This window comes from Flavobacterium sp. H4147, assembly GCF_029360735.1.
Taxonomy (GTDB): domain Bacteria; phylum Bacteroidota; class Bacteroidia; order Flavobacteriales; family Flavobacteriaceae; genus Flavobacterium; species Flavobacterium endoglycinae.
This window is the reverse complement of the sequence record NZ_JARKNB010000001.1, coordinates 805460-818813: the sequence shown is the minus strand read 5'-3', so window position 1 is coordinate 818813 and position 13354 is coordinate 805460. Positions and strand designations below refer to the sequence as shown.

Genomic DNA, 13354 nt, shown 5'->3' with positions numbered 1-13354 from the left:
CGCTACACTAAGTCTAACTTAACCGCCTTCTAAAGAGGCGGTTTTTTTGGTTTATAGATACTTGTTTGTAGGAAAAGTAATATTTTTACAAAAAAAATAATCTATAATTTTGATAATAATGAAAGTGGAATTAATACCTGTACTTGAAATTTTTAATAGTAATGAAAATATAAAACTCCCTGATTTAGGGCCTTCTTGGAAATACAAGGACGAATGGGAAACTTATCATTATTTATGTAATAAAGCGGATGGTTTTTCGGAGAATCTTAAATCCTATACTAAAGGCTCTTGGCTGTATAAAGTGGATGAAATATCAGACGAAGATTTACTGTTGCTTATTTATAAAGAAATTGAAACGCAACAAACAGAAGAAAATAATGGAATAGAAGATTTAGCTTGCTCTTTTAGTGGAGGTTATGTTTTACGACTTGATGATGTTGATGTTTATTTTCCTCAATGTTGTGGCTGCTTAGCCGATATAAAAGAATGGGAAGGTTTGATATCAGGAAAAACAAGGAGTTTTTATCCAGGTCATCCTTTTCCGCGGGTAACCGAGAACGAGAATAAAATTCGTTTTGATTTTATTGACATTGAAATAAGAGAAAGTTTTGCTCCCCCAGTTCCTGTAAATATAGTTGAAATTGAAAAAATAGATTTAAAATTAGCAATTGCCGAGGCAAACAAAATCTTACAGATATTTGCAGACCAACTTATAAAAATTAATGAAAAGGAGAACCTCAGTATCTCAAATATTGATAGAAGGCTTATATGGGCAGATGAAGAGTTTGACTAATTTACAGAAATCCCAAGTGATTTTAATATTTTCAAAATTTGTTTAAATTATAACATTTTGTTATTTTTTGTGAATCGCCTTGTAGAGACTTTTATTATACTTACTTTTGCGTTACAAATTTGATTAATTGATTATTTAAAAATATAAAAATGAGAATTGCAGTTGTAGGTGCTACCGGAATGGTTGGCGAAGTAATGCTTAAAGTTTTAGCAGAAAGAAATTTTCCTGTTACAGAATTAATTCCTGTTGCATCAGAAAGATCAGTGGGAAAAGAAATCGAATACAAAGGAACCAAATATAAAGTAGTAGGCTTACAGACAGCTGTTGATATGAAAGCTGATATTGCTGTTTTTTCTGCAGGAGGAGATACTTCGTTAGAATGGGCTCCAAAATTTGCTGCTGCTGGAACAACGGTTATCGACAACTCATCTGCATGGAGAATGGATCCAACTAAAAAATTAGTAGTTCCAGAAATCAATGCTGACGTTTTAACTAAAGAAGATAAAATTATTGCAAACCCAAACTGTTCTACTATTCAAATGGTTTTGGCTTTGTCACCTTTACATAAAAAATACAACATTAAAAGAATCATCGTTTCTACGTACCAATCTATTACAGGTACTGGTGTAAAAGCGGTTAAACAATTAGAAAACGAGTACGCAGGAGTTCAAGGCGATATGGCTTACAAATATCCTATCCACAGAAATGCCATTCCACACTGCGACAGTTTTGAAGATAACGGCTACACTAAAGAAGAAATGAAATTAGTGCGTGAAACTCAAAAAATTCTGGGTGATAATACAATCAGAGTTACAGCTACTGCAGTTCGCGTGCCAGTTGTAGGCGGACACAGTGAAGCGGTAAACGTTGAGTTTACAAACGATTTTGATGTAAATGAAGTTCGTGAAATTCTACACCATACTGATGGAGTAGTGGTGCAGGATAATTTAGATACATTTACATACCCAATGCCTTTGTACGCAGAAGGTAAAAATGATGTTTTTGTTGGAAGAATCCGTCGTGACGAAAGCCAGCCAAATACATTAAACATGTGGATTGTTGCCGATAACTTAAGAAAAGGTGCAGCAACAAACACGATCCAAATTGCTGAATACTTAATAAAGGCAGGTTTGGTTTAATCCGTTGAGATTAAAGAAAATTGTTATAGAGAAAGCCGTAATTACGATAAGTAGTTACGGCTTTTTTGTGATAAATAGTTTCACTAAATAGTAACTTAGCAATTAAAATTTAAACGTTATGAATTTCGATAACTACAAGATTATTCCCAATTATAATACCAATAAAACGGACTTATTTACAGCTGATGAAGAAGATATATTGGCTTGCGAGAAAACATTAAACTTTTCTTTTGATGAAGATTATAAAGAATATGTCCAAACATACGGAAGCGGGATTCTTGGAGGAACTTATGTAAGGATTTATCTTCCTGAGACCATAATTCTTACTCTAGAAGAATGGAAGAACCGTATTGCCGAATATTGGTTTTGGGACGAAGGAAAAGAGGTTTTAACGAAAGAAGAAGTGCTGAACTCCATCAGAATTGGAGATACTTTTGATGGCGATGAAATCATTTTCTGGAACAATTAATATTATATATTGCCAAGATATAGTGAAATGATTTATAAAGCTGGAAATTCACTTGAAGAAACAATTACCTGGTTGTGTTCAGCTGGAATTCTAACAGAAGCATTTTCAGAAAGAGAATTTGAGCCTTTTGATCCAAGTGGTTTAAGTGAGAACTAAAAAAAATCCAAATTCCTAAGTATTGGAATTTGGATTTTTTAAATATTTGGATTTTTTTTAGTATTCAGGAGCTAATTCCAGCTCTAAACCTTCTAAATCTTCAGTAATTGGTATCTGACAGCCTAAACGACTATTAGATTTAACATAAAATGCTTCCGACAGCATGGCTTCTTCATCGTCACCCATTTCTGGTAATGCAACATCATTTAAAACATAGCACTGGCAGGAAGCGCACATTGCCATTCCTCCACAGGTTCCTTCAACAGGAAGTTCGTATGCTTTGCATAACTCCATTATGTTCATTGCCATATCAGTTGGAGCTTGTAATTCGTGTATAACTCCTTCTCGATCTTTAATCTTGATTAATACATCCATTTTAATTATTGGAATTTTATTGGTAGGATTTTATAACGTGAAAAAATCCTGTATTTAATATTAACTCGTAGGTTTTGTGCTAAACGCGTATTCTTTTCTGTTACTTTCTTTAAGGCGCATTTTTACTCCTAAAACACTGTCGTTCTTTTCAAGAATAGTGACAACTGCTATTACAGAGTAATAATCTCTATCAGATTGAAAAATTAATGTTCCTTCGTAAGTAGAGTTTAAAACTCCCTGTTTGTCGGTAGTTACAGAAACCTTTCTTGGATTTAAAAACTGAGCAGAACTGTAAGTTGTTTTATTTGCGAATTTTCCTTTTCCTTCTACAAAATCGTATAAGAAATCATAATTTCCAATACTTAAGGTTCCAGGCGGGTCATTTGGATTAATCGAAAAGACAATTTTTCCAGAATACGTAAAATCTGACCATTCTTCAGACTCATTTACCCAAGCCTTGTCCACAACAACTGTTTTATTTTGCGCGTAACTCCCTGCTGCAACGAACAATAAAATAAATAGAGCGTAAAAATTCTTCATACATTTAAGATTTTTAGGGTTATGTCACAAATTTAAGTTAAAAATGTAACAAATAATGAACTAAAACTCTTAAAACTTTGTATTGTTTTTTATCAAATCCTCAAAAACACTATATAAAATTGGCTTTTAAATGAATTATTTTGATTTTAATCCATTAAAGGCCTACTATTCTTGTTAATTGAAAGACCGCGGTGTAGGAAACAAAAAGATTGTTTTTGTTACATTATATTCACCACAGTTTCGATTTGAGGTGCATATTTTTTAATAGTAGTTTCTACTCCAGCTTTTAATGTCATTTGATTTACACTGCAGCTAATGCAGGCTCCTTCAAGACGCACCTTAACATGTTTATCATCGTCGATAGAGATTAATGTAATATCTCCGCCATCAGATTTCAAGAAAGGCCTAATCTCGTCTAAGGCCAATAAAACATTATTTGTTAATTCTTCTGTTGTCATAATATTTAAAGTATCAATATTAAAGAAATGTGCTAATTATAAAATTATTTTATCTAATTGACACATTATCTCAATTATCTAATTTTTTTTAACTGCAGAACAACCTGCCATTGTTGTAATTTTAATTGCTTCAGTAGCTGGAAGACTTTCGTTTCTGCTTACTACTTCCTGCACCACATTTCGTGTAATTGCTTCAAAAACACCTTCGATTGGCGATGCAGTCTGCAATGCAGCAGGACGACCGTAGTCACCCGCTTCACGAATGGATTGTACGATTGGAACTTCACCTAAAAATGGCACATCTAAATCAGCAGCAAGGTTTTTTGCACCTTCTTGCCCAAAGATGTAATATTTGTTATTTGGCAATTCTTCTGGCGTAAAATAAGCCATGTTTTCAATAATTCCTAAAACTGGAACGTTGATATTGTCCTGCATGAACATAGAAACTCCTTTTTTAGCATCGGCAAGAGCAACTGCTTGAGGTGTACTTACTACAACCGCTCCAGTAATTGGAAGCGACTGCATGATAGAAAGGTGGATATCTCCTGTTCCTGGAGGTAAATCAAGAAGCATAAAGTCTAATTCGCCCCAGTCTGCATCAAAAATCATTTGGTTTAAGGCTTTAGCAGCCATTGGACCTCTCCAGATTACTGCTTGGCTTGGAGCTGTAAAAAATCCGATAGAAAGCATTTTAATTTCGTAGCTTTCAATTGGCTTCATTTTTGACTTTCCGTCAACTGTTGTCGAAACCGGCTTTTCGTTTTCAACATCAAACATAATAGGCATTGAAGGACCGTAAACATCGGCATCTAAAACCCCAACTTTAAACCCCATTTTAGCCAATGTAACGGCAAGGTTTGCTGTAACAGTTGATTTTCCAACTCCTCCTTTTCCAGAAGCAACAGCAATAATATTTTTAATTCCTGGAATAGCGCGACCTTTAATTTCGGCTTTTTCAGGAGTTTCAACTTTAATATTTACTTTTACTTTTGCATCAGCCGATATCAATTCGTGGATTGTTTTTTTAATATCGTCTTCTGCTCTTTTTTTGATATGCATGGCTGGTGTATGCAATACTAAGTCAACTACAACTTCATCACCAAAAGTGAGAACGTTTGCAACGGCACCGCTTTCGACCATATTTTTTCCTTCTCCAGCTATAGTAATTGATTCTAAAGCTTTAAGAATTTCTTTTCTATCTAATTTCATTTTATTGTGCTATTATGTATGAATGAAATCAATTTGAAAATCCTATGTTAATTTAAACTGATTTCAGACTGCAAAGATAACAGATTAAGTTCGGATTTACCGACTTTTGAATTGTATTTATTGATATTGAGATTATTCAAAATGATGGATGTTTGTTTTTGAGGATTCCTTTGAAGAACATCCAATATAAACAGGTATGAAATTCGTACTCTAAAATGTAAGAATTCTCGATAATCTTGATTAAATTTGATTTGCCTTAAATCTAAGATTTCCAAATAGTTTTTGTTTAAAATTTAAACCTTAAAAATATGCGAAATTTTACTTTCTTATCTGTAATTATTGCTGGTTGTTTTTTAATGTTTTCCTTTAGCCCAGCTGCAAATGCTAAAAAGCTAAAAAACGATCTCACTGAATTTGAAAATGTGTACAAGATAAATGCTTTTTCATTTGGCACGATCAGCGTGGCTGAAATAAACAGCTTTTATAAAAAGTATCCTAAATTGAAAGTATACCAGAAAGATGTTGAGGAATTGTATAAAAAGAAGGACTACAACTTGATTTGGCACGATGATAAAAATGTCAGCGAATTTGGGGCACTATTGTATCATAAAGTAAATCTTTTAAACGATCAGGGAATAAAAGCCCAAATGCCTTATAAAGATTTGATTGATGATATTTTTAATGAAAACGTATCAAATAAACTTCCAAAATCAGAGACCGAACTTTTATTGTCGAACATGTATGTGTTTTACGCCAGTAACGTGTATTCAGGCGTTGATGCTCAGACTTTAAAAAAAATTGGCTGGTTTCTGCCTGCCAAAACTATTTCGTATGACAAAATTCTAGATTCGCTTATGGCAGATCCAGATCGATTGAATAAGGACGAAAATCTGTTGGTGGATCAATATTACAGACTTCAGAACGTATTAAAAAAATATCGAAGTATTGAGAAAAAAGGTCTTTGGAAAAAAATCGAAATTGATGAAGCGAATTACAAAGAATTAAAACCTTTAGATAGCGGAAAAATCGTTCAACAGATTAGGGAACGTTTATTTGTAGTGGGTGATTTAAAAGAAGATTCGAAAAGTCAATATTATGACCAAGAAATGATGGATGCCGTTTTGAAGTATAAAAAACGATATGGACTGAAACTGAATTATACTTTTACAAAAGAACAAATCGATCAAATGAATGAACCCATCAGCAATAGAATTAAAACGATTATGCTGAATATGGAAAGATGCCGATGGATTCCAACCGAACTTGCCAGCGCTAGAGAATACATAATGGTAAATATTCCTTCTTTCAGATTGGTGTATGTGAAAGACGGAAAATACGATTTAGTATCTGACGTATTCGTAGGAACACGAATGACCGAAACGGTTATTTTTAGCGGGAAAATCGACAAAATTGTATTCAGTCCTTACTGGTATGTGCCTGCCAGCATTATAAAAAATGAGCTGAAACTTAAAATGGCCGAGGATAAAAATTATTTGGCCGATCATAATATGGAATGGAATGGAGGTGCTGTAAGACAAAAACCAGGACCCAATAATTCGTTAGGATTAGTTAAATTCATGTTTCCTAATCCAAATGATATCTATTTGCATGATACGCCAGCGAAAAGTTTGTTTGACTTTGAAAAACGTATTTTTAGCCATGGCTGTATTAATGTAAGAGATGCCAAAAAGCTGGCGATGGAAATATTAAAAGACGATCCAGATTGGCCAGTTGATAAAATTAATAGCGCGATGAGCGGAGAGAAAGAAACACCTTGTATTCTTAAAAATAAAATTCCAATTTACATAGGATATTTTACTGCTTGGGTAAACGATGACGGAGAAATTGGTTTTTATCCAGATGTTTACGATCGTGATTCAAGTTTAGATAAACTGCTGTATTCTAATGATTCTGTAAGTATGAAATAAAACAAAATCCCCTTTAGATTCTCGTATCTAAAGGGGATTTTTATAAAAAAATGGTCTACAAGTTATTCGTATTTTAAATATTTCAATACATCTATTTTAGTTACCTGATAGGCTTTTGCCAAAACAATCAGCAAAGTCAAGATTAACAATGAAAGTAATGCCGCGCTAAACGGAACAACTGAAATATTGATTCTGAAAGCAAAATCTTCCAGCCATTTTTGTAATAAAATATAAGCTGGTACAATTCCTATTGCAAATCCCATTAAACAGAAAACAATGTATTGTTTTGATAATTCCTTCAGCAGGATATCGGTTTCTGCTCCTAATGTTTTACGAATTGCAATTTCTTTCAGTCTTCTTTCCATCGAAAATGATGCCAAAGCAAATAATCCAAACACGGCAATTATGATTACGACTAAATTTAGAATGAAAAACAGGTTTTTTTGATTTACTTGCTCCTCATAAGTTTTAGCAAATTTTTTATTAACAAATTCGTAATCAAAAGGATAATCTGAGTTTACGTTTTTCTCCCAGTATGATTTCAATTTTTCTAACGTTTCTGTTAAATTATTTGCAGAAACTTTTACCAGTACATCATTAAAATTATTCCACTTCAAAGTTTCAAGATTTATAAAAACCATTGGTGGTACTTTGTTCTGTAATCCCGTTATATTGAAATCTTTTACAACCCCAACAATTTTAAACTTTAAGTTTCCTTTTTCATTCCCCCATCCTGAAGTGATGATAGTATTAATTGGATTTTTAAGATTAAGTGCTTTAACCAGTGTTTCGTTCATTAACATACTGCTTACGGTATCTGAGGCAAACTTTGGCGATAAATCACGTCCTTGAACAATTTTGATTTTCATCATATCAAGAAAGCCAAAATCCATTTCAACATTTCGGGGCTGTACGAAAATACCATTGTGTTTAAATCCAGAACTAGAATTGGTGCTTCCGCCAAAAGAACCCGCAAAAGTAGTTACATCTACAACACCAGGAATTTTTTTGATTTCTTCTTTATCAACTAAATATTGTTCGGTTCTTTTAGACCTGTCGGGTTTGTTGTACGGAATAGAAATCACCTGATCGCCGCTAAATCCCAAATCTTTGTTCATCATATAATCAACCTGAGAGTTAACAATCAAAGCTCCAATAATGAAAAAGGCTGCAATTCCAAACTGGAAAATTAGCATTGAATTTCGAATCCAGATACCGCTTTTACTTCTGGAGAAATTGCCTTTCAAAACTTTTAAAGTTTCAAAATTTGAGATATAAATGGCAGGGAATATACCCGCAAGAATGATTACTAATCCAAAAATCAAAATGAGCTGCAGGTAAAATTCGCCGCCATTCATAGTCAAAGTTTTTCGCAAAAATGTATTATAATATGGCAGAGAAAGTTCGACAATGGCAAGTGCAAACAAAATAGCAAGGGTAACAATAATAGCCGTTTCGAAAATAAATTGTACAATTATCTGGTTTTTTGAAGCGCCCACAATTTTACGAACACCTACTTCTTTAGCGCGTTTTATAGCCGAAGCCGTTGCCAGATTGATATAATTTACAAGAGATAAAACCAAAATCAAAACCGATAATCCGGCCATAATGTAAAGCAGTTTTAAATTACCATATCCTTCTGGGAAATTAGCGCCTCCAGAACTCTTTGTGCCATACAAACGTGAATTTTTCAATTGGTCTAAAATAATCTCAATTTCACCATTTTCTTTAATGTATTGTTCAACAGTCTGACCGCTTTCTTTAGCATCTTTTACAGTTCTGTTTACATAATTTACGTGGTGCATTTTCTTTAAAACGGAAGCAACGTCAGCGCCTTTTTTAATTTTAATCATTAGACCATAATTAAAATTCCCCCAGCTGTTTAAATCGTTTTCTCTTTTTACACCGCTGAATACATAATTAGGTTCTATAGATGATGGTTTGATGAGATGATAAACGGCTTTTACAGTATACTCGTTGTTATTATATGAAATAGACTTGCCAATTGGGTCTTCATCTTTAAAAAGTAATTGTGCTTGTTCATCAGAAACGGCAACACTATTTTTCTCTTTCAGGATATTCTGTTTGGCACCTTTTATAATTTCAAAAGGGAAAAAATCAAAGAAATTCTCGTCAGAAACCATGATCTTTTTCACTAACATTTTTTGTTCGCGGTATTTGATTACCTCTTCGTCGTACCAAGTGTTCAGAAAACAAACTTTTTCGATTTCAGGAATAGTAGCTTTACAAGCTTCTCCAAACGGAATTGAACTTGTGGCCCAGGTATCGCCAGTAGCTCCAATTTTATTCAGAACTACATATGCATTCTCTTTTTCAGGATTCCATTGATCATAAGAGTGTTCATTATTCCAGTACAAAATGGCAAAAATGATACTGGCAATCCCAATGCTTAATCCTAAAACATTTAAAAACGAAAACAATTTGCTTTGCTTTAAATGATAAATAAATATTTTAAACCAGTTAAAAATCATGGTATGGGTTTTTATAGTTATTTTAAAATGGTAAGACTTTTATATTTTATAAAAGAGTAAAAATTTTGCACACAAATTCTACCAGAATTACGAGTGCAGTAACAATAATTTTGATCATCTTTTGACTATTTAGCGTCCATAAAAACATCTACATTTCTCTGATTTAATTTTTCAGAGAATATAACTCCGTCTTTCATATGAATGGTTCTTTGCGAAAAAGAAGCATCATAATCAGAGTGGGTAACCATCAAAATCGTAGCACCTTTAGCATGTAAATCTGTTAAAAGTTCCATAACTTCATTACCATTTTTACTGTCAAGATTTCCTGTAGGCTCATCGGCTAAAATAATTTTAGGATCATTTACCAAAGCTCTTGCTACGGCAACTCTTTGCTGCTGACCTCCCGAAAGTTGCTGCGGAAAATGTTTTAAACGATGAGAAATATTTAATTTTTCGGCAATGGCCTCAATTTTTTGTTTTCTTTCAGAAGCTTTTACGTTGTTGTAAAGCAGCGGTAATTCGATATTATCATAAACCGAAAGTTCGTCGATCAAGTTAAAATTCTGGAAAATAAACCCGATGTTTTCTTTACGCACCTGTGCTCTTCCTTTTTCTTTTAAACCAATCATTTCCTGATCCAGAAGTTTGTAACTTCCGTCAGTAGCACTGTCCAAAAGACCAATGATATTTAATAAAGTTGATTTTCCGCATCCAGAAGGTCCCATGATAGTTAGGAAATCTCCTTTTTTGATTTCTAAATTAATACCGCTCAATGCAGCAGTTTCAACTTCTTCTGTTCTAAATACTTTGGTTAAGTTTTGTATTGTTATCATAGTTTTTAAAGATTAGTTATTATTACGTTTTTTGATTGATGATTGATTTTTTATAATTGTGAATTGTGAATTGTAAGTTGTGAATTGTGTATTAATGCTTATTGCGACTGAAAACCGAGACTGAAACTGACTGTCAACTGAAACTGAAAACTGGGACTGAAAATCACTGAATAGAAAGCTCTTCAATATCTTTATAATCCGAATAAGATGAAATCACTACCGATTCTCCTTCTTTCAAACCTTCTAAGACTTCATAATACGATGGATTTTCTCGACCTAATTTTATGAAACGCTTTTCTCCTTTATTTCCTTTCACTAGAAAGATCCATTTTCCGGCAGTTTCCTGACTGAAAATACCCTTTGGGAGTACTAAAATTTTGTTTTTCTCAGATAATACCAGTTTTACTCCAAAGCTTAAACCATCCTGCAGCGTAATATCTTCTTTAGAAGCAAAAGCCAGTTCGACAATAAAATGTCCGTTTTTAACTTCTGGAATTACTTTGGTTACAATTACCTCAAGTGTTTTTCCTTTAAATTCAACTTGGCCTTTTAAACCTTCGCGAATTTTTTCAAGATAAAACTCATCTACATTTGCAGCTAATTTATAACCTTGTTTAGAATCGATTTTTCCGATGCTTTCACCCGCTTGAAATGTTTTTCCTAAAACAGGTTCAAAAGAAGTCAATCGACCCGATGCTGGAGCAGTAATCAAGAAATTCTTTTTATTGTTTCTTAAAATATCAAGACTTTTTTCCATAGTTTGGATAGAATGGTTAATTTGTGAAATCTGAACCTGATTCGATTGTTTCTCTTTTTGAATGCTCTGCTGAATCGTTTTTCTGCGTTCTTCCTGAAAACGAAGACTTTCTTTAAAAGTATTCCAGTCATTTTTTGAAATCACATCTTTAGCAAACAATTTAGCGTTTACATCATACAATCTTTTAGCATCGTTATAATCATGTTCGATCAAAACCAAATCTTTGGTTAAATTCAATTCCTGATTTCTAATGTTTAATTTTCCAGTATTTAAATTGTTGATTTGTTCAATAATGGCAGTTTCCTGAGTCAGGTAATTCAATTCTGTGTTGGGGTTGTACAAACGAGCCAAAGATTGTCCTTTGGTAACCATAGCGCCATTTTCGACAAAAATCTCTTTTACAGATCCTCCTTCTGTAACATTTACGAGCATAACATTTAGAGGTTCGACTTTGGCTTGAAAAACAACAAAATCTTCAAAATATGCTTTTTCTACTTTTTGAATAGAAAGTTCATCTGCTTTTACATTTAAAGTTCTTTTTGAATTAAAAGAAAAAAATACAATGACAGCCAAAACTAAAAAAACTCCAATTGCTATTGAGAGATATCTAAATTTTCTATTTTTACGAGGAATTACCTTGTCCATTTTTTAAATAATTTACTGATTACCAATATGTAAATACTGTGCCACAAAATTTATTTTTTGTAAAGCACTGATTTTAAAGAGGCTCTAAAAACAATCCAAAAAATGAGTGTTCGATAATGAACAGTTGACCGTTCAGAATCGAACAAAAAAATACAGCATGAGAAAAAAGCAGGCCCAAATATTAATTGTCGACGATCAGGAAGAAATCCTTTTTTCGGCAAAAATGATTCTCAAGAAACATTTTGAAACCATTTTTACAGCAAACAGTCCTAAAAATATTATTTCGGCATTGACCGAAAATGAAATCAATGTGGTTTTACTGGATATGAATTACAGAATTGGTTTTGAAGATGGGAGAGAAGGGATTCACTGGCTGAAAGAAATTAAAACGCTTTCGCCTAATACAATAGTTATTTTAATGACCGCTTTTGGTAAAATCGAAACGGCAGTTGAAGGAATTAAAATTGGTGCTTTTGATTATGTTTTGAAACCTTGGAATAACGAAAAACTGCTGGAAACCATAGATAAGGCTGTCGCCGAAAGCAGGAAAAACAATAAAAAAACTGTGGTTGAAAATACCGAAAGAAGGTATTTTACAGGAACTTCACAAAAAATAAAACAAGCATACGCCATTGCCGAAAAAGTGGCTAAAACGGATGCAAATGTTTTGATTTTAGGTGAAAACGGAACCGGAAAATATGTTTTTGCCGAATTTATTCATCAGAACTCAGAAAGAAAAAATCAGCCTTTTGTACATGTTGATTTAGGTTCTTTAAGCGAAAATTTATTCGAAAGCGAACTTTTTGGCTACGCAAAAGGAGCTTTTACCGATGCAAAAACCGATACTGCCGGAAGATTCGAAGCCGCGCAAAACGGAACGATTTTTTTAGATGAAATAGGGAATATTCCGCTTCATCTTCAATCGAAATTATTACATGTATTGCAGACTAAAACGGTGACACGTTTGGGAGAAAGCAAGGCAAGACCTTTGAATGTCAGAATCGTTTCGGCAACTAATAATGACATTAAAGCTGAGGTAAAAAACAAAACTTTTAGAGAAGATTTACTGTATCGCATTAATACAATGGATATTAATCTGCCGCCTTTACGAGAACGAAAAGAAGATATTGTTCCAATGGCAAATTTTATCCTCGAACAAGTTGCTCAAAAATACAATCAGGAAAATTGGCAGTTTGATGATAATGTAGCGCCTTATTTAGAACGTTATCCGTGGAAAGGAAATGTGCGTGAAATGGAAAATAAAATCGAACGCGCTTTAATTCTGGCGGATAACAATACAATTTCTGTAACGGATTTGAATATTCTTGATTTTGAAGATATTCAAGAAAATGATGATAATCCATTGTCTGAAATGGAAAAAACTGCCATTGAAAAAGCACTTTTAAAACACCACGGTAACATTAGTAAAACAGCCGAAGAACTTGGATTATCAAGAGCTGCTTTGTATAGAAGAATTGAAAAATACGATTTGAAGAATTAAGAATTAAGAATTAAGAATTAAGAATTAAGAATTAAGAATTAAGAATTAAGTTTTTCTTT

General features: G+C 33.1%; 13 protein-coding genes. 6 read left to right on the top strand and 7 right to left on the bottom strand.

The genetic code is table 11. The features are described from left to right. Window positions 1-118 precede the first annotated feature (118 nt). The 4 genes from P2W75_RS03565 (at window position 119) to P2W75_RS03550 (ending at window position 2557) form a co-directional block, all read left to right on the top strand. On the top strand, window positions 119-793 hold the full coding sequence (locus tag P2W75_RS03565) for a hypothetical protein (protein ID WP_276378948.1): 675 nt from the start codon (window positions 119-121) through the stop codon (window positions 791-793). A gap of 149 nt (window positions 794-942) precedes the next feature. Next, on the top strand, window positions 943-1932 hold the full coding sequence (locus P2W75_RS03560) for an aspartate-semialdehyde dehydrogenase (RefSeq protein ID WP_207298143.1): 990 nt from the start codon (window positions 943-945) through the stop codon (window positions 1930-1932). Between the two features lie 118 nt (window positions 1933-2050). Further along, on the top strand, window positions 2051-2401 hold the full coding sequence (locus tag P2W75_RS03555; protein WP_276378947.1) for an SMI1/KNR4 family protein: 351 nt from the start codon (window positions 2051-2053) through the stop codon (window positions 2399-2401). 27 nt (window positions 2402-2428) lie between these two features. Next, window positions 2429-2557: a hypothetical protein gene (locus P2W75_RS03550; RefSeq protein ID WP_276378946.1), complete on the top strand. Its 129-nt coding sequence runs from the start codon at window positions 2429-2431 to the stop codon at window positions 2555-2557. Window positions 2558-2614: 57 nt separating this feature from the next. Here the strand turns inward: P2W75_RS03550 and P2W75_RS03545 are convergent, their stop codons facing one another. The 4 genes from P2W75_RS03545 to P2W75_RS03530 all read right to left on the bottom strand — a co-directional run bounded on the left by P2W75_RS03545 (window position 2615) and on the right by P2W75_RS03530 (window position 5139). After that, window positions 2615-2932: a 2Fe-2S iron-sulfur cluster-binding protein gene (locus P2W75_RS03545; protein WP_091490641.1), complete on the bottom strand. Its 318-nt coding sequence runs from the start codon at window positions 2930-2932 to the stop codon at window positions 2615-2617. Window positions 2933-2992: 60 nt separating this feature from the next. Further along, the gene (locus P2W75_RS03540) at window positions 2993-3472 is read right to left on the bottom strand and encodes a hypothetical protein (RefSeq protein WP_207298141.1); all 480 of its coding nucleotides are present in this window, start codon (window positions 3470-3472) and stop codon (window positions 2993-2995) included. A 218-nt stretch (window positions 3473-3690) separates the two neighbouring features. Continuing rightward, on the bottom strand, window positions 3691-3930 hold the full coding sequence (locus P2W75_RS03535) for a NifU family protein (protein WP_012023406.1): 240 nt from the start codon (window positions 3928-3930) through the stop codon (window positions 3691-3693). A gap of 78 nt (window positions 3931-4008) precedes the next feature. Continuing rightward, entirely contained in the window at window positions 4009-5139 is a 1131-nt protein-coding gene (locus P2W75_RS03530; protein ID WP_207298140.1) for an Mrp/NBP35 family ATP-binding protein, read from the bottom strand. 308 nt (window positions 5140-5447) lie between these two features. On the opposite strand from P2W75_RS03530, the gene P2W75_RS03525 reads away from it, so the two are divergent. Continuing rightward, window positions 5448-7067 carry a murein L,D-transpeptidase gene (locus tag P2W75_RS03525; protein WP_276378945.1) on the top strand — a complete coding sequence of 540 codons (1620 nt, stop codon included), beginning with the start codon at window positions 5448-5450 and terminating at the stop codon, window positions 7065-7067. A 62-nt stretch (window positions 7068-7129) separates the two neighbouring features. On the opposite strand, the gene P2W75_RS03520 is transcribed toward P2W75_RS03525, so the two are convergent. The 3 genes from P2W75_RS03520 to P2W75_RS03510 form a co-directional block, all read right to left on the bottom strand. Then, entirely contained in the window at window positions 7130-9559 is a 2430-nt protein-coding gene (locus tag P2W75_RS03520) for an ABC transporter permease (protein WP_276378944.1), read from the bottom strand. Window positions 9560-9684: 125 nt separating this feature from the next. Further along, a complete protein-coding gene (locus P2W75_RS03515) occupies window positions 9685-10392 on the bottom strand; it encodes an ABC transporter ATP-binding protein (RefSeq protein WP_207298137.1) in 708 nt (235 codons plus the stop codon). A gap of 163 nt (window positions 10393-10555) precedes the next feature. Further along, window positions 10556-11794, bottom strand: coding sequence for an efflux RND transporter periplasmic adaptor subunit (locus P2W75_RS03510; RefSeq protein WP_276378943.1), 1239 nt, complete (start codon window positions 11792-11794; stop codon window positions 10556-10558). A 157-nt stretch (window positions 11795-11951) separates the two neighbouring features. On the opposite strand from P2W75_RS03510, the gene P2W75_RS03505 reads away from it, so the two are divergent. Further along, window positions 11952-13295 (top strand): sigma-54 dependent transcriptional regulator, encoded by a 1344-nt coding sequence (locus P2W75_RS03505; RefSeq protein ID WP_276378941.1) that lies wholly within the window; start codon window positions 11952-11954, stop codon window positions 13293-13295. Window positions 13296-13354 lie beyond the last annotated feature (59 nt).